The organism is Acidovorax sp. JG5 (genome assembly GCF_017939685.1).
Classification (GTDB): Bacteria; Pseudomonadota; Gammaproteobacteria; order Burkholderiales; family Burkholderiaceae_C; genus Acidovorax.
This window is the reverse complement of the sequence record NZ_JAGKSE010000032.1, coordinates 1-19,624: the sequence shown is the minus strand read 5'-3', so window position 1 is coordinate 19,624 and position 19,624 is coordinate 1. Positions and strand designations below refer to the sequence as shown.

Here is a 19,624-nt window from a genome sequence, read left to right as displayed (position 1 = left end):
CATGGAAGAGAAAGGGTGGTCTGGTCAACGCGATTCTGCACATGTCAGTGTCCCCCCGCCTGGGCATCGGCGACGGCGGATCCCAGATAGGCCTCCTGCACGCGCGCATTGGCGCGCACTTTGTCGGGGGTGTCAAAGGCGATGACCTCGCCATACACCACCACGGCAATCTTGTCGGCCAGGCCGAACACCACGCCCATGTCGTGCTCCACCGTGAGCAAGGTGCGCCCTTCGGTCACTTCCTTGATGAGATGGATGAAGCGCGTGGTTTCGCTGCGGCTCATGCCGGCCGTGGGTTCGTCCAGCAGAACCACATTGGCCCCGCCGGCAATGGTGACGCCGATCTCCAGCGCACGCTGCTCGGCATAGGTCAGGTTCACGGCCAGCGTGTCGCGTTTCTTGTCGAGCTGGATCATTTCCATGAGCTGCTTGGCGCGCTCGTTGGCGTCGTCCAGGCTCGAAAGAAAACGCAGGAAAGTGTACTTGTAGCCCATGCTCCAGAGCACGCCGCAGCGCAGGTTTTCGAACACGCTCAGCTTGGGAAAGATGTTGGTGATCTGAAAGCTGCGTGACAACCCCATGCGATTGATCTCGTAGGGCGCCTTGCCATCGATGCGCTGGCCATTGAGCAGCACTTCGCCGCTGGTGGGACCAAAGCGCCCGCTGATCAGGTTGAACAGCGTGGACTTGCCCGCGCCATTGGGGCCGATGATGGCCACCCGTTCGCCCGGCTGCACGGCCAGGTTCACGCCACGGATGATTTCCGTCTTGCCAAAACTCTTGCGCAGATCACGCAGTTCGAGCGCACAAAGTGCGTTTGTCGCTATGGTCACAGCGCTTCCCCCCGCTTGATTTCGTGTTCGATCTCTTCCTGAATCAATCCCCACTGGCGCACAAACTGGCGCCGGCACAACTCGAACAGCCCCAGCCCTGTGACCAGCACGAACCCCGCGCCAAACCAGCTGCCCACCGAGTTGGCCTGCAAAGTGGCCCCCAGAAAACTCAGTTGTGGCCCCAGGGCCGCATTGAGCTGGAGGTGGTAGGTCATCTCCACCATGGCGGCCGCCCCCAGCACGGCCACCAGCGCCGTGCCGCCCAGCGCCATGTAGGAAGGCAACAGGGTGCGCAGCTTGCCAAACTTCGCCAGGCGCAGATTCATCATGATCAGGCTGGCAATGCCGCCGGGCGCATACATCACCATGAACAGGAAGACGAGCCCCAGATACAGCAGCCAGGCCTTGGACAGCTCGGACAGCAGCACCGACGCCAGTACCAGCAAGACCGCGCCGATGATGGGCCCGAAAAAGAAGGTGGCGCCGCCCAGAAAGGTGAACAGCAGATAGCTCCCCGAGCGCAGCACGTTCACGCTGTCAGCGCCCGTGACGATTTCGAAATTGATCGCCGCCAGCCCGCCCCCGATGCCGGCAAAGAAGCCGGCAATGATGAAGGCGAAATAGCGCACGCGCTGGGTGTTGTAGCCGATGAATTCGACGCGTTCAGGGTTATCGCGCACGGCATTGAGAATGCGGCCGAGCGGCGTGCCCGTGAAGGCGAACATGGCCGCGGTGCAGATGAAACAGTACACCGCGATCAGGTAATACACCTGAATAGCCGGGCCGAACGTGATGCCCAAGAACGACTGGCCATACACACGGTCGGTGGTGATGCCGCCCTCCCCGCCAAAAAACTCGGGAAACATCAGCGCCATCGAGGCGACCAGCTCGCCAATACCCAGCGTGATCATGGCAAACGTCGTGCCCGATTTCTTGGTCGTCACGAACCCCAGAAGGATGGCGAAGAACATGCCGGCCAGGCCGCCCACCAGGGGAATCAGCACCAGCGGCACAGACAGCGCGCCTTTGCCAGCCAGATTCATCGCATGGATGGCGATGAACGAGCCCAGGCCCGTGTACACCGCATGCCCAAAGCTCAGCATACCGCCCTGCCCCAGCAGCATGTTGTAGGACAGGCAGATGATGATGAGATAGCCGATCTGCGAAAGCATGGTCAGCGCCAGGCTGCTGCGAAACAGCATGGGCGCCACGATGAGCATGACCGCAAACAGGCTCCAGACGACCAGACGGCCCACGTTCCAGGGCTTGAACCGGTAGTACTGCGTGGCCGGAGAAACAGATGATGTGGTGGACTTCATGGCGTCAGTCTTCCCGTGTACCCAGCAGGCCCTTGGGACGGAAAATCAAAATCAGAACCAAAAAAAGATACGGCAGGATGGGCGCCACCTGCGAGACCGTGAGCTTGAGCAAAGGCCAGCCGAAGGTGGCCTCTGACACTGCCACGCCCATGCCTTGCAGCGCTGACGCCAGCGAGTAATCGATGGCCACGGCAAAGGTCTGCACCAGGCCGATCAGCAGCGACGCCAGAAAAGCCCCGGCCAGCGAACCCATGCCGCCGACCACCACCACCACGAAGATGATGGAGCCCACCGAGCCGGCCATGGCAGGCTCGGTGACATAGGTATTGCCGCCAATCACCCCGGCCAGGCCCGCCAGTGCGCATCCACCCCCAAACACCAGCATGAAAACGCGAGGCACGTTATGGCCCAGGGCTTCCACCATCTCAGGGTGCTTGAGGGCCGCCTGAATGACCAGCCCAATGCGGGTGCGCGTGAGCAGCAGCCACACCGACACCAGCATCAGCAACGCCACCAGCATCACAAACGAGCGCGACTTGGGAAACTGCGTGCCATACAGCGTGAACAGCGGCCCCTGCAGCTGCGCAGGCAGGCCATAGGGAACGGTGGAGCGCCCCCACACCAGTTGCACCAGCTCCAGGATCAGATAGGACAGCCCGAAGGTCACCAGCAACTCTGGCACATGGCCGAACTTGTGCACGCGACGCAGGCTGTAGCGTTCAAAAACGGCCCCCAGTGCGCCAACCGCCAACGGAGCAAGCACCAGCGCGGGCCAGAACCCCACCACGTTGGAGATGGTGTAGGCAAAGTAGGCCCCCAGCATGTAAAAGCTGGTGTGCGCAAAGTTGAGCACACCCATCATGCTGAAGATGAGCGTGAGGCCTGAACTCAGCATGAACAGCAGCAGCCCGTAGCTGACGCCGTTGAGCAAAGAGATCACGAAAAACTCAGGATTCATGGGAATTTTTCATTGCTGGGTAAAAAAAAGGCCCGAGTGGGTCGGGCCTCAAAGCGATGGAGGCGAGGTTACGGACGCTTCATCTGGCACGAGGTGGGCGTGCTGGCCACATAGGGCTCGTAGTACTTCACCGGAACGAATGTGTAGCCAGTGCTCTCGGAATCGATCGGATATTTGCCGCCGGCCTTTTCCCACTTCGAGATGAACAGGCCTTGCTGCAGCTGGTGATCGGTCTTGCGCATCTCGACCTCGCCGTTGAAGCTCTTGAACTTCATGCCTTCGAGCACGGTAGCCACCTTGACGGGGTCAGTTGACTTGGCCTTGACAAAGCCTTCGGACAACATCGAGAAGGCGTGGTACACGGCGCCGGTGTACATGTCGTCGTTGAACTTCTTCTTGTAGTCCACAACGATCTGGTTCAGCGGGCCCGGCAGGTTCATGTGAGCGTATGCCGCCATGTACACACGACCCGCTGCAGCGGCGCCCATGGCAGTGGGGCTGCCGGTGACGGAGCCGTAGTAGGTGTAGAAGTTGACGTTGTTCAGGCCCGAATCGTTGGCTGCCTTGATGAGCAGCGCCAGGTCGGAGCCCCAGTTGCCGGTGATCACGCTGTCAGCACCCGAGGCCTTGATTTTGGCGATGTAGGGCGAGAAGTCACGCACCTGGGCCAGCGGGTGCAGGTCGTCGCCGACAAACTGCACATCGGGGCGCTTGCGCTTCATCATTTCCTTGGCGAACTTGGAAACCTGGTGGCCGTGCGAATAGTTCTGGTTGATCAGATAGACCTTCTTGACCTCAGGAAGGTCCTTCATGTAGGTGGTCAGCGCTTCCATCTTCATGGAGGTATCGGCATCCAGACGGAAATGCCAGTAGCTGCACTTGCTGTTGGTGAGGTCGGGGTCCACCGCGGCGTAGTTGAGGAACAGCACTTCCTTGCCGGGGTTGCGGGCGTTGTGCTTTTCCAGCGCATCGATGATGGCCAGCGCGGGGCCCGAGCCGTTGCCCTGCACCACATAGCGGGCCCCCTGGTCCATCGCCGAGCGCAGTGCACTGGTGGTTTCCTGCGGGCTGAGCTTGTTGTCGATGCCGATGATTTCAAATTTGACACCGGCGGCATTCTTCTTGCTGAACTCCTCGGCCAGAAACTGAAAGCTCTTGAGCTGGTTCGTTCCGACTGCGGCCATGAGACCCGAGAGCGGATCCAGCCAGGCGATCTTGACGATCTCGCCATTTTGGGCAAATACGCCGCCAGCGCTTACCAGAAGGGCGGATGCAGCTACTGCTTTGATAGCAAATTTCATAATCTCTTGTCTCCTGTTGTATCAACCGGATGCAGCGTACCGCGTTGCAACAAGCCATCGCTCAGGGATTGCCCCTAGCAGCTATCGCGCAGGCGACTGGTGCGCGACTGGCATGACATGGATGCGGCGCGCCCCAGCGCCGCATCCGCCCCGGATCAGAGGCCGGGAAGCCGGTAGTCCTTGAGCTGCTCGCGCAGCTTGGCTTTGAGCATCTTGCCCGTGGCACCGATGGGAATGGCATCAACAAACACCACATCATCGGGAATCTGCCACTTGGCAGTCTTGCCTTCGTAGAAAGACAGCAACTCTTCGCGGCTCACTTGGGCGCCGGGTTTGAGCGCCACCGCAACGATCGGTCGCTCGTCCCATTTGGGGTGCGGCATGCCGATGCAGGCCGCCATGGCAACGGCTGGATGCGCCATGGCGATGTTCTCGATGTCGATCGAGCTGATCCACTCGCCGCCGGACTTGATGACGTCCTTGCTGCGGTCGGTGATCTGCATGTAGCCATCGGTGTCGATCGTTGCCACATCCCCCGTGGGAAACCAGCCGCGCCCCTGTGCGTCCGCAACCAGGGGACTGCCGCCTTCGCTCTTGTAGTAATCGGCCACGATCCATGGTCCTTTCACCAGCAGATCGCCGTAGGTCTTGCCATCCCAGGGCAGCTCGGCACCGGCGCTGTCCACGATCTTCATGTCCACCCCGCAGATGGCGCGCCCCTGCTTTTGCAGAATCTTCATCTGCTCGTCGCGCGGCAAGGCCAGGTGCTTGTTCTTGAGTGTGCACAGCGTGCCCAGCGGGCTCATTTCGGTCATGCCCCAGGCGTGCAGGACCGACACGCCAAACTCATCCTGAAAGGCATGGATCATGGCGGGCGGGCATGCCGAGCCGCCAATCACCGTGCGATTGAGGGTGCTGAATTTCAGGCCGCCAGCCTTGGCGTGGTTCAGCAGCATCTGCCAGACCGTGGGCACACCGGCGGCAAAAGTCACCCCTTCCGATTCGATCAGCTCATACACCGACTTGCCATCGAGCGCCGGCCCCGGAAACACCAGCTTGCAGCCGGTCAGGGGCGCCGAATAAGGAATGCCCCAGGCATTGACGTGGAACATTGGCACCACGGGCAGCACCGCGTCGCGCGCCGAGAGGTTCATCACATCGGGCAATGCGGCCGCATAGGCATGCAAGGTGGTCGAGCGATGGCTGTAGAGCGCCGCCTTGGGGTTGCCGGTGGTGCCGCTCGTGTAGCACATGCTCGATGCCGAGTTTTCGTCAAACACGGGCCAGGCGTAGTCGCTGGAGGCGCCGCCAATCCACGCCTCGTAGCTCACCAGCCCCGGAATGCCCGTGTCCTCCGGCAGCTTGTCGGCATCGCACAGGGCCACCCACTTCTGGACCGTGGGGCAGCGCGCATGCACCGCCTGCACCAGCGGCAGGAAGGTGATGTCAAAGCACATCACCTGGTCCTCTGCATGGTTGACGATCCAGGCAATCTGATCGGGGTGCAGGCGCGGGTTGACGGTGTGCAGCACGCGGCCCGATCCGCTTACGCCAAAGTACATCTCCATGTGGCGGTAGCCGTTCCAGGCCAGCGTGGCCACGCGGTCGCTGAACTGCAGCTTCATGCCGTCCAGCACATTGGCCAGCTGCCTGGCACGCCGGGCAAGGTCGCGGTAGGTGTAGCGATGGATGTCTCCCTCCACCCTGCGGGAAACGATTTCTGCATCGCCGTGGTGCCGCTCGGCAAACTCGATCAGCGTAGAAATCAGCAGTGGTTGACTTTGCATCAGACCCAGCATGTGCGCTCCTTGAATATTGTGTTGGTTGGAGTTCTTATCCTACCGTGGCAGGGGCCAGGCAACCGGTCTTGCGGCCCGGCCCGGCGACCGATCCCCTGCCACCACCGCACATAGGGCCAACCCGCCGGGATGCGAGCCTGCGTGCGCCCCGCGCGGCGGGCCACGGTGCCCACCAACGTGCCCACCCCGTGTCGCGCGCCTGACAGGGGCCGAGGGTTTCATCACCCTCTGGCGGCCGTCCATAGGGGTTAAAGATGCTGCCGGCAATGCCGCGCCAGATGCCGGCTGACCCCAACGGCCGATGCAGCCGCCCCCAACCGCAGGGCCCAACAAAAGGGCGGAGCCACACTGCCCCAAAGGCCAGCGCAGGCAAGGCCCTGCGGGCGCCGGGGCATCGCGGCTGCGAGACAATGCAGCGATGAACCCGCTTGCCGCCCGCACTGCTACCGCCTCGCCTCTGGATCTGACTGGTCAGGGGGGATTCGCAAACCTGGGCCCCGCATTCTTTACCGCGTTGCAACCCACCCCCCTGCCCCAGCCGCACTGGATCGGGACCAGCACCAACGTGGCGGATTTGCTGGCCCTGGATGCCGGCTGGATGGCTTCTGACGAAGCGCTGCAGGTTTTCACCGGCAACGCCCGTTTGCCGGGCAGCAGCCCCCTGGCCAGTGTTTACAGCGGCCACCAGTTTGGCGTGTGGGCCGGGCAGCTGGGCGACGGGCGGGCCATCTTGCTGGGCGAAACCACGGGCGGGCTGGAAGTGCAGCTCAAAGGCAGCGGCCGCACGCCTTATTCGCGCATGGGCGATGGGCGCGCGGTGCTGCGCTCAAGCATCCGCGAATTTCTGTGCAGCGAAGCCATGCACGCGCTGGGCGTCCCCACCTCGCGGGCCCTGTGCGTTACCGGATCGCCAGCCCCCGTGCGCCGCGAAGAAATCGAAACCGCCGCCGTGGTGACCCGGGTGGCGCAAAGCTTCGTCCGTTTCGGCCATTTTGAGCATTTCGCTGCGCGCGGCCAACTGGACGAGCTGCGCACGCTGGCCGACTATGTGATCGACCGTTATTACCCTGCCTGCCGCTCCACACCGCAACCGGGCGGCAACGCCTACGCCGCCTTGCTGCAGGCCGTGAGCGAGCGCACCGCCACGCTGATGGCCCACTGGCAGGCCGTGGGTTTTTGCCACGGCGTGATGAACACCGACAACATGAGCATCCTGGGCCTGACGATCGACTACGGCCCCTTCCAGTTTCTAGACGCCTTCGTGCCCGGCCATGTCTGCAACCACAGCGACACCCAGGGCCGATACGCCTACAACCGCCAGCCCAACGTGGCCTACTGGAACCTGTTTTGCCTGGCCCAGGCGCTGCTGCCGCTGATCGGTGACGAAGAACTGGCCCAGGCGGCGCTCGCGTCGTACAAAAGTGTTTTCTCCGATGACTTCATGGCCCGCATGCGCGCCAAGCTGGGTCTGACCACCGAGCGTGCCGGCGACGCCGAGTTGATCGACGCCATCTTGCGGCTGCTAGCCCAAAACGGCGTGGACTACACCATCTTCTGGCGGCGCCTGTCGCACGCCGTGGCGCAAAACCACTTCGAAGCCGTGCGCGACCTGTTTGCTGACCGGGCTGGCTGGGACCAGTGGTTGCTATCTTATTCAGAGCTACTAGCGCTTACAGATAAAGCGCTATCGGCACATTTGATGCTAAAAATCAATCCCAAGTATGTGCTGCGCAACCACCTGGGCGAGCAAGCCATACGGGCCGCGAAGCAGGGCGATTTCTCCGAACTCCAAACCCTGCAGCGCCTGCTGGAGCATCCGTTTGACGAACATCCCGGCCACGACGCCTGGGCCGACTTTCCGCCCGACTGGGCTTCTTCCATAGAAATCAGCTGTTCATCATGAGCTTCCCCATCCAGAAAACCGACGCCGAATGGCAAGCGCTGCTCCAGGAAAAGGGCGCCGAACCGGGGGCCTTGCAGGTCACGCGCCATGCGGCCACCGAGCGCCCCTTTACCGGCAAATACGAAGCCCACTGGGCCGACGGCAGCTACCACTGCATCTGCTGCGGTGCCAAGTTGTTTGATGCGGTCACCAAATTCGATGCCGGCTGCGGCTGGCCCAGCTTCTCGCAGGCAGAGCCCGGCGCCATTGCTGAAATCGTCGATCGCAGCCATGGCATGGTGCGCACCGAAACCGTATGTGCACAATGCGGGGCACATCTGGGCCATGTGTTCGAAGATGGCCCGGCCCCGACAGGCCTGCGCTACTGCATGAATTCGGCATCGCTCGATTTCGAATCCGGCAAGGACTGAACTTCGCGCCCCGAGACCCGCGACCCGCGACCCGCGACGGAACCCATGAAAATTCTCATCGACTTCTTCCCCATCCTGCTGTTCTTCGGGGCCTACAAGCTGTACGGCATCTATGTGGGCACGGCCGTGCTCATGGGAGCCACGGTCGTGCAGATGGCCCTGATCTACGCCATCGACCGGCGCCTGCAGACCCTGCACAAGCTCACCCTGGCACTGATACTTCTGTTTGGCACACTCACGCTGGTGCTGCAGGACGATCGCTTCATCAAGTGGAAACCCACCGTGCTGTATGGCGCCATGTCTATCGCCCTCGCCGTGGCGGTGTGGGCCCTGAAGAAAAATTTCCTCAAGATGCTGCTGGGCAGCCAGATGACCCTGCCAGAGGGCGTGTGGCACCGCCTGAACGTCGCCTGGATCGTCTATTGCGCCCTCATGTCGGCCGTCAACGCGTATGTCGTCGTCAACTTCAGCACCGAGGCCTGGATGGATTTCAAGCTCTGGGGCTATATCTTCCCGCTGGTCTTCCTGGTCGGCCAGGGTATCTATGTGGCGCCGCACCTCAAAGGCGACGAGCCCGCGGCCTGAAGGAACACCCTCCATGACCACCCTCGCGCAGCAAATGCACCAAGCCCTGGCGGACCGGCTTACGCCCACCGCCCTGGATGTCATCGACGAAAGCGCCGCCCATGCGGGCCATGCCGGGGCCAACGGCACGGGTTTCGGCACCCATTTCCGGGTGCGCATTGCGTCACCTTTGTTTACCGGCCGCAGCCGCGTGGCGCAACATCGCCTTGTGTATGATGCGCTGCAAGAATTTATTGACCAGGGCGTTCACGCCATCGCCATTGAAGTTCTCTGAGCCCGCCACCATCTTTCGGGTTGCTGGCCTTCAGCCAGCAACCACCTTCTCATTTTTTGGATTCCGCATGAAGAAACAGCTCCTGTCCGGCCTCGTGGCCGCTGCCGTGCTGGGCACGATGGCCCTGCCCGTATCCGCCCAGAACATTGCCATCGTGAATGGCAAGGCCGTGCCCAAAGAGCGCGCCGAAGTCCTGCGCCAGCAGGTAGAGCGGTCCGGTCGCCCCGTGACGCCTGAAATGGAAGGCCAGATCAAGGAAGAAGTGATCGCCCGCGAAATCTTCCTGCAAGAAGCACAAAAGCGCGGCCTCGAAGCCTCGGCCGAATACAAGGCGCAAATGGAACTGGCCCGCCAGACCATTCTGATCCGCGAACTGTTCGCCGACTTCCAGAAGAAAAACCCCGTCACCGACGCCGAAATCCAGGCCGAATACGACAAATTCGCGGCAGCCAACAGCGGCAAGGAATACAAGGCCAGCCACATCCTGGTAGACAAGGAAGCCGATGCCAAGGCCATCATCGCGTCCATCAAGAAGGGCGCCAAGTTTGAAGATATCGCCAGGAAGCAATCCAAGGACCCTGGCTCTGGCGCCAAGGGTGGCGATCTGGACTGGGCCAACCCCGCCAGCTACGTGAGCGAATTCACCGAAGCCCTGATCAAGCTAAGCAAGGGCAAGATGACCGACACCCCCGTGAAAAGCCAGTTTGGCTGGCATGTGATCCGTCTGGACGATACGCGCCAGGCCCAGTTGCCCAAGCTGGACGAGGTCAAGCCCCAGGTGGCGCAACAGTTGCAGCAGCAGAAGCTGGCGAAGTTCCAGGAAGATCTGCGCGCCAAGGCCAAGGTGGAATAAAAAGGCCGTAGCGGCATCCGCCTTGAACGCCGGCGGATCCAGAAAAACGCGCCCAAGGGCCAATGCCAGTCAGTTAACCCACTGACTGGCATTTTTTCGTTGGCGGGTCGGCGCAACCCTTCATGCTCGGCCATCAGACGCATCCATCGCCTCCGCAGCGTGTAAGCGATCAGCCCCCAGGGAGCCTTTTTTCTTGCCTGGTTACCGAGATCAACCCTCCATTGCGCGGCGGGCGTGTCGATAATGCAAGTACATGCATCCATTCCCCTCTTCCACCACACTGCGCCTGCTTGCTGCTTCAGCCGTTTTGCTGCTGGCCGGTTGCGAGATTCCCGGCCTGGGCCCTGACCCGCGCATTGCCCAGCGCGAAGCCGAGGCCCAAGCCATCGGCGGCGCCTGCCGCCATGCGCTGCGGGGGCTGGAAGACTGCTACACGCTCAACCCCAAGGCCGCCAAGGCCTCGGTGTTTGCCGGCTGGAAGGACATGGACGGCTACATGCGCGAAAACAAGATCGAGGGCACGCCCTCGGTGCTCGGCAAGATAGACAAGCCGGAACGCAGCGAACGCGCCACCGACATCGAAACCGAACCCAGCGACGCCGCTACCGGCCGCAGCCGCAGCTGACGGCCGGCTGCAGCGCAGCAAAAGCCGGCCAGGGGATGGCAAGCCCTCCAGCCCGCGCCGCGCCTCAATCCCGCTCAAACACCGCCATGCTCTCCACATGCGCCGTGTGGGGAAACATGTTCACCATGCCTGCCGCCGTGCACCGGTAGCCGGCCAGATGCACCAGCAGCCCGGCATCGCGCGCCAGCGTGGCGGGGTTGCAACTGACATACACGATGCGTTTCGGCGGCGTCCAGCCTTCGACCCCTGCAGGCAAGGGGCCCGCACCTTCGGCGCCGATGCGCGACTGCTCGATGTCGGCCAGTGCCTTGGCCAGCGCAAAAGCGCCTTCGCGGGGCGGATCGACCAGCCACTTGTCGGCAGTGCCGTCGGCCACCAGCATCTCTGGGGTCATTTCGAACAGATTGCGCGCTACAAAATTTGTAGCTGCGAGCGCTTTATGGTTATGCGCTACAGCCTGATTCAATGCATAGTTCTCGCGCGAACGGGCGACCAGCGCCTCGCTGCCCTCAATGCCCAGCACCTCGCGCGCCTGCGTGGCCAGGGGCAGCGTGAAGTTGCCCAGGCCGCAGAACCAGTCGATCACGCGCTCGTGCGGCTGCACGTCCAGCAGGCGCAGCGCGCGCGACACCAGCACGCGGTTGATGTGCGGGTTCACCTGGGTGAAGTCGGTGGGCTTGAAGGGCATGGTGATGCCGAAATCGGGCAATGCGTACGACAGTTGCTCGCCACCTTCATCCAGCAGCTTCACGGTGTCGGGGCCCTTGGGCTGCAGCCACCACTGCACACCGTGCTTGGCCGCAAAGGCGCGCAGCTGGGCGATATCGCCCGCGCTCAGGGGCTCCAGGTGGCGCAGCACCAGCGCGGTCACGTTGTCGCCGCAGGCCAGCTCGATCTGCGGGCAGGTATCGCGCGCATCCATGCTGGCAATCAGCGCGCGCAAGGGCATCAGCATGGCGTCCACATGGGGCGGCAGCACGGGGCATTGCTGCATGTCGGCCACATAGCGGCTCTTGCGCTCATGAAAACCAATCAGCACCTGGCCCTTCTTGATCACATGGCGCACCGACAGCCGGGCACGATAACGGTAGCCCCAGGCCGGGCCTTCGATGGGGCGCAGAACCGTCTCGGCCTTGACCTTGCCCAGGTGCCAGAGGTTGTCTTCGAGCACCCGCTGCTTGACGGCCACCTGGGCGCCGATGTGCAGGTGCTGCATCTTGCAGCCGCCGCAGGCGCCGGCATGCAAGCCAAAGTGCGGGCAGCCGGGGCGCACGCGTTGCGACGATTCGCGGTGGATCGCCACCAGGCTGGCCTGCTCCCAGTTGTTCTTTTTGCGGTGGGTGTTGGCGGTGACCAGCTCGAATGGCAGGGCACCGTCGATGAAAACGACCTTGCCGTCGGGCTTGCGGGCCACGCCCTGGGCGTCGAGGTCCATGGACTGCACCTGCAGCCAGCCCTCGGGCAGATCGCCTTGGGAATTTTGCTCGGTCGGTTCAAACGAGGGGGATAGTTCTTTCGGTTCGCTCATCCCCCGATTGTCTCAGGCGCGGCACGCCCACCGACCATGCCGGCGCAGAGCGCGCAGATCAGCCCCGGTCCGCGCGCGCGGGCCGCATGCCACCGGGCGCTGACACAGCGGTCAGCGGCAGCTTGTTGATGGTGATTTCGCATCCCTGCTCATCCAAAGAGAAAACCAGCGTGCCGCCCGGAGCCACCCGGGGCAGGGTTTCATGGATTTCGCGCGACATGTCCACCGGCGGCGTGGACGCCCGGTAAACAATCTCCTGATTGGGGGCATACACCCGATAGCAGGCGGCTGCCGCCGACTGGCTGGCAAAGGCGCCCACCAAGGCAATGGCGGCATAGGGCAACATGGACATGGTCTTCTCCTCGCTCTGGCTGGAATGTGCAGCCATTATGCGGCGATGCCCCTCAGCCAACGCCCACCCGGCATCCCAACATCACCGCAGGTGCAGGTGGTTGGTGTGCTTGACCTCCTCCATCACCGCATAGGTGCGCGTCTCGCGCACACCCGGCAGTTGCCACAGCACATTGCCCGCAAACCCGCGGTAGGCGTTCATGTCGGCAGATCGCGTCTTGAGCAGGTAGTCGAACCCGCCCGCCACCATGTGGCATTCCATGATCTCGGGGTGCACCTGCACGGCGGCCTTGAACTGGTCGAACACATTGGGCGTGGTGCGGTCCAGCAGCACCTCCACAAACACCAGCATGCCCGCGCCCAGCTTCAGGGGGTTGAGCCGCGCCTCGTAGCCCAGGATGAAGCCATCGCGCGTGAGGCGCTGCACGCGCGCCAGCACGGCCGTGGGCGACAGGGCTACCGCCTCGGCCAGCTTGAGGTTGGCAATGCGGCCGTCTTCCTGCAGGATTGACAGGATCTTGCGGTCAATCCGGTCCAGATCGGTTTCTGCTTGCATTTTTATTAGTAATTTATTCGTTGATAACGCCAATTTTCGACCATTTATTCATCAACAACCCAAGGATCATCGCCAGTAACGCGCCGAACCCCTTGTTTGGCCCTCCAAACCACCGAAAGACACCGCCATGACGCAGCAGACCAACGCCCAGCCCTCCGCTCCATTTGCCGACTTCGCGCCCCGCACGCCGCTGAGCAACCCGCTGCGCGCAGCCATCACCGCCGCCTACCGCCGCCCCGAGCCCGAGGCCCTGGCCCCCCTGCTGGCCCAGGCCCGCCTGCCGCAAGAGCTGGCCACGGCGTCGCAGCAACTGGCGCTGCGCATTGCCAGGGCTCTGCGCGAGCGCAAGGCCAGCGCCGGCCGGGCTGGCCTGGTGCAGGGCTTGCTGCAGGAGTTCTCGCTGTCGTCGCAAGAAGGCGTGGCGCTGATGTGCCTGGCCGAGGCACTGCTGCGCATCCCCGACAAGGCCACGCGCGATGCGCTCATCCGCGACAAGATCAGCCACGGCCAGTGGGATGCCCACCTGGGCAAGAGCCCCTCGCTCTTCGTCAACGCCGCCACCTGGGGCCTGCTCATCACCGGCAAGCTGGTGGCCACGCACAGCGAGGGCAGCCTGGGGGCATCGCTGGGCCGCCTGATCGGCAAGGGCGGCGAGCCCCTGATCCGCAAGGGCGTGGACATGGCGATGCGCATGATGGGCGAGCAGTTTGTGACAGGCGAGACCATTGACGAAGCCCTGCGCAACGCCCGCACGATGGAAGCCGAGGGCTTTCGCTATTCGTACGACATGCTGGGCGAAGCCGCGCTGACCAGCGAAGACGCCAAGCACTACTACGCCTCGTACGAGCAGGCCATCCACGCGATTGGCAAGGCCTCTGCCGGGCGCGGCATCTACGAAGGGCCGGGCATCTCCATCAAGCTCTCGGCCCTGCACCCGCGCTACAGCCGCGCACAGTTTGGCCGCGTGATGGACGAGCTGTACCCGCTGGTGTTGCGCCTCACGGCCCTGGCCAAGCAGTACGACATTGGCCTGAACATCGACGCCGAAGAAACCGACCGCCTGGAGCTGTCGCTGGACCTGCTGGAGCGCCTGTGCCACGAGCCCACCCTGGCGGGCTGGAACGGCATTGGCTTTGTCATCCAGGCCTACCAAAAGCGCTGCCCGTTCGTCATCGACTACGTGGTCGACCTGGCCCGCCGCACCCAGCGCCGCCTGATGGTGCGCCTGGTCAAGGGCGCCTACTGGGACAGCGAAATCAAGCGCGCCCAGGTCGAAGGCCTGGAGGACTACCCCGTCTACACCCGCAAGGTGCACACCGACATTTCGTACATCGCCTGCGCCAAGAAACTGCTAGCCGCGCCCGAGGCCGTGTACCCCCAGTTCGCCACGCACAACGCCGAGACGGTGGCCACCATCTACCAACTGGCGGGCAGCAACTACTACGCGGGTCAGTACGAGTTCCAGTGCCTGCACGGCATGGGCGAACCCCTGTATGAGCAGGTGGTGGGCGCCATCACCGCCGGTAAATTGGGGCGCCCGTGCCGCATCTACGCCCCCGTGGGCACGCACGAAACCCTGCTGGCCTATCTGGTGCGCCGCCTGCTGGAAAACGGCGCCAACACCTCGTTCGTGAACCGCATTGCCGACGAGACGATTGCACTGGATGAGCTGGTAAAGAGCCCCGTGCAAGTGGTGGACCAGCAAGCTGCGCTGGAAGGCACCGCTGGCCTGCCCCACCCCCGCATTGCCACGCCCCAGGGCCTGTATGGCACGCACCGCACCAATTCACGCGGGCTGGACCTATCGAACGAAAACACGCTGACCGCACTGACCGCTGCCCTGCAAGCCACGGCTGGCCACGCCTGGACGGCAGCGCCCCTGCTGGGCGCCGATGCACCCGCAGACCTCACCCAGCCCGTGCGCAACCCCGCCGACCACAGCTATGTGGTGGGCCAGGTGCAAGAGGCCACCACCGCCGACGTGGACCAGGCCCTGGCGCACGCCCAGGCCGCCGCAGCCCCCTGGGCCGCCACGCCACCTGCCGAACGCGCAGCGGCACTGCTACGCACCGCCGACCTGCTGGAGGCCCGCACGCAGCCTCTGCTGGGCCTGCTGATGCGTGAAGCGGGCAAAAGCGCCAGCAACGCCGTGGCCGAAGTGCGCGAAGCCGTGGACTTCTTGCGCTACTACGCCGCCCAGGTGCAAAGCACCTTCGACAACACCACCCACATCCCGCTGGGCCCGGTGGCCTGCATCAGCCCCTGGAACTTCCCGCTTGCCATCTTCATGGGCCAGGTCGCTGCCGCATTGGCCGCAGGCAACCCCGTGCTGGCCAAGCCCGCCGAGCAGACCCCCCTGATCGCTGCCGAAGCCGTGCGCCTGCTGTGGCAGGCCGGTGTGCCCCGCGCGGCAGTGCAACTGCTGCCCGGCCGGGGCGAGACCGTGGGCGCGCGCCTGATTGGCGACGCCCGCGTAGTGGGCGTGATGTTCACCGGCTCCACCGAAGTGGCGCGAATCCTGCAGCGCACGGTGGCCGGGCGGCTGGATGCCTCAGGCCGCCCCATCCCGCTGATTGCCGAAACCGGTGGACAGAACGCGATGATCGTGGACTCGTCCGCCCTGGCCGAACAAGTGGTGGGCGATGCCGTGTCGTCCGCCTTTGACAGCGCCGGCCAGCGCTGCTCCGCCCTGCGCGTGCTGTGCGTGCAGGAAGAAGCCGCCGACCGCGTGGTCGAGATGCTGCAAGGCGCCATGGGCGAGCTGCGCGTGGGCAACCCCGCCGAACTGCGCGTGGACGTGGGCCCCGTCATCGACGCCGAAGCCCAGACAGGCATCGTCCAGCACATCGAAAAGTTCAAGGCCCAAGGCCACCGCGTGTTCCAGCACCCGAACCATGTGTCGGCTGCCAGCGCACAGGGCACCTTTGTGCCGCCCACGCTGATCGATCTGAACCACATTGGCGAGCTGCAGCGCGAAGTCTTCGGCCCCGTGCTGCACCTGGTGCGCTACGCGCGCAACGATCTGGACCAACTGCTGAACCAGATCAACGCCACCGGCTACGGCCTGACCCAGGGCGTGCACACCCGCATCGACGAAACCATTGCCCGCGTGGTGAACCGCGCCCATGCCGGCAATGTGTACGTGAACCGCAACATGGTGGGCGCCGTGGTGGGCGTGCAGCCGTTTGGCGGCGAAGGCCTGTCCGGCACGGGCCCCAAGGCGGGCGGTCCGCTGTACCTGCTGCGCCTGCTGTCGCAGCGCCCGGCCGATGCGCTGGCACGCACCTTTGCCGAAGCCGACCGCGCCACACCGCCCGAAGATGCTGTGCGCGCGCGCCTGCTGGCGCCCCTGACCACCCTGCAGCAATGGGCGCAGCAACAAGGCAATGCGAACTTGGCCAGCACCTGCCAGCGGTTTGCCCAGCAAACCCAAAGCGGCACTGCCCGCACCCTGCCCGGCCCCACGGGCGAGCGCAATGTCTACACCCTGGCCCCACGCGCCCGCGTGCTGTGCCTGGCGCAAAGTGTGGACGACCTGCTGGTGCAGACCGCCGCCGTGCTCGCCAGCGGCGGCACGGCCCTGTGGCCTACCGACCAAACCAGCCTGCGCACGCAATTGCCCATGCTGGTGCAAGCGCAGGTCATGCTGCAGGACAACACACTGAACGACAGCACTTTGGAGTTAGACGCCGTGCTGCACCATGGCGACGCCCCATCGCTGCAGGCCGTGTGCACCGCCCTCGCCCGCCGCGCCGGGCCCATCGTGGGCGTGACCGCGCTGCAACCCGGAGCCACGGACATCCCGCTGGAGCGCCTGCTCATCGAGCGGGCACTCAGCGTGAACACAGCAGCAGCCGGAGGCAATGCGAGCCTGATGACGATGGGATGAGCATCCAGCACCGGACGGCCAGTCATCGTAGAGAAATTTGAATCAAACTAGCCTCTAGCGCTTACTAAGCATGGGCTAGCAGCTATTGATTAAATAGCAATCAAAATGCCGATGCCAGCGGCAGATTGAGCAACAGGTTCTGCGGCTTGATGCGCACCACGCCCTCGGCACTGGTCGCCAGCCCCAGATACACCGGTTTGCCCGCCACATCGGCCCGCATTTCGGCCGGGTTGACAAAGGTCAGCGTGAACAAGCTCACCAGACGCGCCATGCGTTCGGCATCCACCGGCCGGTCCTGGTACAGGTCATTGAGGATGGCGGTGGACTCCACATCCAGCCCCACATGCCAGCGCCACGCACTGTCGGTGACCTGGTGCACGGGCTCAATTTGCACTTGCACGCCCAGCAGGTGGGCCACCCAGCGCTCCAATACCCGCGCCAGCGCCTTCAGGCCTGATCGGGCGCGGGTCATCTTGAGCGTCAATCCATGGCTCAGGTCTTGCGTCAACTCGTGGGTCAGGTCGAGCAGAAAGTGGTGGCGATCACTCGCCTGCCAATACTGGCCAGCGTTGTCGGCGGCCAGCACCTGAACCTGCGCTGTCGGCTGCAGCGCACCGCTTTCCAGCAAAAGGCGCCCCATGTCGCCCAGGCCCGCGGTTTCGTTGAGCATGTCCAGCGTGGCGCGGTCGCCCGCGAGCATCTGCCCCTCGTGCAAGGTGATGCGCTGAGGCCGAAACAGCATTTCGGCGGCGCGGGCTTCGAAGGCGTCATTGCAGTTGTCGAGCAGGTTACGCAGCAGCGCCTGCACCACGGCATCGATGAACACGGCCGGCACATTCACCGCCCCGCTGCGCATGAGCTGCAGATAGAAAGCCTCCAGCGTGCCCGCGCGCACCAACGCATCGCGAAATCGCAGGAATACGGCGTAGTTCTCGCGTGCGTCGTCATCCGCCAGTGCCACCAGTTCCTGCGGCGCCACGGGCCGCAATGGCGACTTGGCCAAAGACTGGTGCAGGGCCACCTCTGCAGCGCATGACTCGGGCACCAAGGCAAGTTCGGGCCTGGCCAATATCCACTGGAAGTACGCGTCCGTCGGCAACAGCCAACCACGCGTGTCTCGCGCAAGTGACTGAAAGCCGCAATAGGGCCAGAAGTCGGAGGGCGAATTCATGTTGCAGCGCCTCCAGCTGGCACCGCTGCGCAGGGAAGAAAAGTATTCATCGGGTATAGCGCGACCCCAGGGAACGCCCTCGCGGGTCAGGTCATGGAGCGCAAAAAAAGAAACAAGCCAAGCATTGTGCCGACGCACGAGCACGAGAGCCGCAAAGGGCTCTTAGCCATATCCTCATATGACATCGCCCTGCCCTCACTTGCTCTGGCTTCGACAGAAACACCGTGTTGAGAATCTACCTCTGGCTACTTCGGCGACGCTGCGCTCTACGAGGAGGCCGGGCACCAGAACATGAACTTTCCCGGTGCCCAGCTCAGGGCATGGCTGACCGCTTCTCAGGCAGCGTTGCGGATCAGTTGCGCCGCGCGTTCGCCGATCATCACGGCGGGGGCAATGGTGTGGCCGCTGATCAATGAGGGGATGACCGATGCGTCCGCCACCCGCAGGCCGGTAACGCCGCGAACGCGAAGCTGCGGGTCGACCACGGTGAGTGGATCCGAGAGATCGCCCATGCGTGCCGTGCCAGCGAGATGGTAGGTCGTGTACATGCTGCTCAAGATGGCCTCATGAAACACCGAATCATCCGCACCGACGGCCGGATAGACCGTTTCGGTGTAGCGCGCCAGGGACGGCGTCTGCGTCAACTTTTGCGCATGGCGCATCGCCTCGACCAGCTGTGCACGGTCATCGGGATCACGCATGTAGGCGGGATCGATGAGGGGCTTCGCGTGGGGGTCTGCCGAGGCCAGGCGCAGCGTGCCGCGGCTTTTCGGGTGCAGCAGCACGACCCAGATCTTGTAGCCGTTGCGCTGCTCGACCTCTGCACCATCAGTCGGGGCACCGACCGGGCTGTTCGCCGCGACCGCCGGGTTGTAATCGAAGAGCAGCTCGTAATCGGGAACCGGAGCGTCTTTCGTGCGGGAAATGAACCCGACGCCATTTTGCGAGAAGAAGGCAGCGGGGCCGGAGCGGTCAGATCTCCATTGCGCAAGGGCCTCCTCGGAGGTTGGGTCTGCCAGGTAGGAGCCGCCAACGCCGCTCGGGGCGGTCACCACGACCGGGGCGGTCGGATGGTCGTGCAGGTTCTCCCCGACGCCGGGTACATCCGCGATGACCTGGATGCCGTGCTCGCGCAGATGCTCGGCCGGACCGACGCCCGACAGCATGAGCAGTTGCGGGGTGTTGATGGTGCCCGCGCAGAGGATCACTTCGCGCTCGACATTAAGGCCCACCCCTTTCAAGGTGTTTAAAAGGAAACCGTCGTAATCT

17 protein-coding genes are annotated in these 19,624 nt (G+C 63.6%); 7 read left to right on the top strand and 10 right to left on the bottom strand.

Annotated features, from left to right (window positions below; translation table 11 throughout):
* Positions 1 to 44: 44 nt before the first annotated feature.
* From J8G26_RS18000 to J8G26_RS17980, 5 genes are all read right to left on the bottom strand, one after another.
* The gene (locus tag J8G26_RS18000; protein ID WP_087746204.1) at positions 45 to 827 is read right to left on the bottom strand and encodes an ABC transporter ATP-binding protein; all 783 of its coding nucleotides are present in this window, start codon (positions 825 to 827) and stop codon (positions 45 to 47) included.
* 2 nt (positions 828 to 829) lie between these two features.
* Positions 830 to 2,152: a branched-chain amino acid ABC transporter permease gene (locus J8G26_RS17995; protein ID WP_087746205.1), complete on the bottom strand. Its 1,323-nt coding sequence runs from the start codon at positions 2,150 to 2,152 to the stop codon at positions 830 to 832.
* Between the two features lie 4 nt (positions 2,153 to 2,156).
* Complete coding sequence (locus J8G26_RS17990; RefSeq protein WP_087746208.1) at positions 2,157 to 3,110, bottom strand: branched-chain amino acid ABC transporter permease; 954 nt, start codon at positions 3,108 to 3,110, stop codon at positions 2,157 to 2,159.
* A gap of 68 nt (positions 3,111 to 3,178) precedes the next feature.
* Positions 3,179 to 4,411: a branched-chain amino acid ABC transporter substrate-binding protein gene (locus J8G26_RS17985; RefSeq protein ID WP_087746210.1), complete on the bottom strand. Its 1,233-nt coding sequence runs from the start codon at positions 4,409 to 4,411 to the stop codon at positions 3,179 to 3,181.
* A gap of 155 nt (positions 4,412 to 4,566) precedes the next feature.
* A complete protein-coding gene (locus tag J8G26_RS17980) occupies positions 4,567 to 6,210 on the bottom strand; it encodes a 3-(methylthio)propionyl-CoA ligase (protein WP_087746212.1) in 1,644 nt (547 codons plus the stop codon).
* Between the two features lie 418 nt (positions 6,211 to 6,628).
* Here J8G26_RS17980 and J8G26_RS17975 point away from each other — a divergent pair, with 418 nt between their 5' ends.
* From J8G26_RS17975 to J8G26_RS17950, 6 genes are all read left to right on the top strand, one after another.
* Positions 6,629 to 8,113 (top strand): protein adenylyltransferase SelO, encoded by a 1,485-nt coding sequence (locus J8G26_RS17975; protein ID WP_210570588.1) that lies wholly within the window; start codon positions 6,629 to 6,631, stop codon positions 8,111 to 8,113.
* Positions 8,110 to 8,523, top strand: a complete 414-nt coding sequence (gene msrB / locus J8G26_RS17970) for a peptide-methionine (R)-S-oxide reductase MsrB (RefSeq protein WP_087746216.1) — start codon at positions 8,110 to 8,112, stop codon at positions 8,521 to 8,523. The genes J8G26_RS17975 and msrB overlap by 4 nt, the downstream gene beginning before the upstream one ends.
* 45 nt (positions 8,524 to 8,568) lie before the next feature.
* Positions 8,569 to 9,108 (top strand): septation protein A, encoded by a 540-nt coding sequence (locus J8G26_RS17965; protein ID WP_087746218.1) that lies wholly within the window; start codon positions 8,569 to 8,571, stop codon positions 9,106 to 9,108.
* Between the two features lie 13 nt (positions 9,109 to 9,121).
* Complete coding sequence (locus J8G26_RS17960) at positions 9,122 to 9,382, top strand: BolA family protein (RefSeq protein ID WP_087746220.1); 261 nt, start codon at positions 9,122 to 9,124, stop codon at positions 9,380 to 9,382.
* A 67-nt stretch (positions 9,383 to 9,449) separates the two neighbouring features.
* Positions 9,450 to 10,235 carry a peptidylprolyl isomerase gene (locus J8G26_RS17955; RefSeq protein WP_087746222.1) on the top strand — a complete coding sequence of 262 codons (786 nt, stop codon included), beginning with the start codon at positions 9,450 to 9,452 and terminating at the stop codon, positions 10,233 to 10,235.
* Positions 10,236 to 10,488: 253 nt separating this feature from the next.
* On the top strand, positions 10,489 to 10,860 hold the full coding sequence (locus J8G26_RS17950) for a hypothetical protein (RefSeq protein WP_087746224.1): 372 nt from the start codon (positions 10,489 to 10,491) through the stop codon (positions 10,858 to 10,860).
* 64 nt (positions 10,861 to 10,924) lie between these two features.
* On the opposite strand, the gene rlmD is transcribed toward J8G26_RS17950, so the two are convergent.
* The 3 genes from rlmD to J8G26_RS17935 all read right to left on the bottom strand — a co-directional run bounded on the left by rlmD (position 10,925) and on the right by J8G26_RS17935 (position 13,295).
* Positions 10,925 to 12,388 (bottom strand): 23S rRNA (uracil(1939)-C(5))-methyltransferase RlmD, encoded by a 1,464-nt coding sequence (rlmD, locus tag J8G26_RS17945; RefSeq protein WP_210570587.1) that lies wholly within the window; start codon positions 12,386 to 12,388, stop codon positions 10,925 to 10,927.
* A gap of 58 nt (positions 12,389 to 12,446) precedes the next feature.
* Positions 12,447 to 12,740: a hypothetical protein gene (locus tag J8G26_RS17940; protein ID WP_210570586.1), complete on the bottom strand. Its 294-nt coding sequence runs from the start codon at positions 12,738 to 12,740 to the stop codon at positions 12,447 to 12,449.
* A gap of 81 nt (positions 12,741 to 12,821) precedes the next feature.
* Positions 12,822 to 13,295, bottom strand: a complete 474-nt coding sequence (locus J8G26_RS17935) for an Lrp/AsnC ligand binding domain-containing protein (RefSeq protein ID WP_210570585.1) — start codon at positions 13,293 to 13,295, stop codon at positions 12,822 to 12,824.
* 127 nt (positions 13,296 to 13,422) lie between these two features.
* Here J8G26_RS17935 and putA point away from each other — a divergent pair, with 127 nt between their 5' ends.
* Positions 13,423 to 17,184 carry a trifunctional transcriptional regulator/proline dehydrogenase/L-glutamate gamma-semialdehyde dehydrogenase gene (putA, locus tag J8G26_RS17930; RefSeq protein WP_210570576.1) on the top strand — a complete coding sequence of 1,254 codons (3,762 nt, stop codon included), beginning with the start codon at positions 13,423 to 13,425 and terminating at the stop codon, positions 17,182 to 17,184.
* 100 nt (positions 17,185 to 17,284) lie between these two features.
* Here the strand turns inward: putA and J8G26_RS17925 are convergent, their stop codons facing one another.
* Together J8G26_RS17925 and J8G26_RS17920 are read right to left on the bottom strand one after the other, a co-directional pair.
* Complete coding sequence (locus tag J8G26_RS17925; protein ID WP_087746234.1) at positions 17,285 to 18,355, bottom strand: DUF6352 family protein; 1,071 nt, start codon at positions 18,353 to 18,355, stop codon at positions 17,285 to 17,287.
* 335 nt (positions 18,356 to 18,690) lie between these two features.
* Positions 18,691 to 19,624, bottom strand: a 934-nt coding sequence (locus J8G26_RS17920) for a GMC oxidoreductase (protein WP_210570575.1), incomplete at its 5' end; no start/stop codon positions are given.

Coding starts and splice junctions, on each gene's coding strand:
- J8G26_RS17985 (WP_087746210.1), bottom strand. CDS start 4,411: ATGAAATTTGCTATCAAAGCAGTAGCTGCATCCGCCCTTCTGGTAAGC.
- J8G26_RS17990 (WP_087746208.1), bottom strand. CDS start 3,110: ATGAATCCTGAGTTTTTCGTGATCTCTTTGCTCAACGGCGTCAGCTAC.
- putA (WP_210570576.1), top strand. CDS start 13,423: ATGACGCAGCAGACCAACGCCCAGCCCTCCGCTCCATTTGCCGACTTC.
- J8G26_RS17995 (WP_087746205.1), bottom strand. CDS start 2,152: ATGAAGTCCACCACATCATCTGTTTCTCCGGCCACGCAGTACTACCGG.
- J8G26_RS17955 (WP_087746222.1), top strand. CDS start 9,450: ATGAAGAAACAGCTCCTGTCCGGCCTCGTGGCCGCTGCCGTGCTGGGC.
- J8G26_RS17965 (WP_087746218.1), top strand. CDS start 8,569: ATGAAAATTCTCATCGACTTCTTCCCCATCCTGCTGTTCTTCGGGGCC.
- J8G26_RS17925 (WP_087746234.1), bottom strand. CDS start 18,355: ATGAATTCGCCCTCCGACTTCTGGCCCTATTGCGGCTTTCAGTCACTT.
- J8G26_RS17960 (WP_087746220.1), top strand. CDS start 9,122: ATGACCACCCTCGCGCAGCAAATGCACCAAGCCCTGGCGGACCGGCTT.
- J8G26_RS17975 (WP_210570588.1), top strand. CDS start 6,629: ATGAACCCGCTTGCCGCCCGCACTGCTACCGCCTCGCCTCTGGATCTG.
- J8G26_RS17935 (WP_210570585.1), bottom strand. CDS start 13,295: ATGCAAGCAGAAACCGATCTGGACCGGATTGACCGCAAGATCCTGTCA.
- J8G26_RS17950 (WP_087746224.1), top strand. CDS start 10,489: ATGCATCCATTCCCCTCTTCCACCACACTGCGCCTGCTTGCTGCTTCA.
- rlmD (WP_210570587.1), bottom strand. CDS start 12,388: ATGAGCGAACCGAAAGAACTATCCCCCTCGTTTGAACCGACCGAGCAA.
- J8G26_RS17940 (WP_210570586.1), bottom strand. CDS start 12,740: ATGTCCATGTTGCCCTATGCCGCCATTGCCTTGGTGGGCGCCTTTGCC.
- msrB (WP_087746216.1), top strand. CDS start 8,110: ATGAGCTTCCCCATCCAGAAAACCGACGCCGAATGGCAAGCGCTGCTC.
- J8G26_RS17980 (WP_087746212.1), bottom strand. CDS start 6,210: ATGCTGGGTCTGATGCAAAGTCAACCACTGCTGATTTCTACGCTGATC.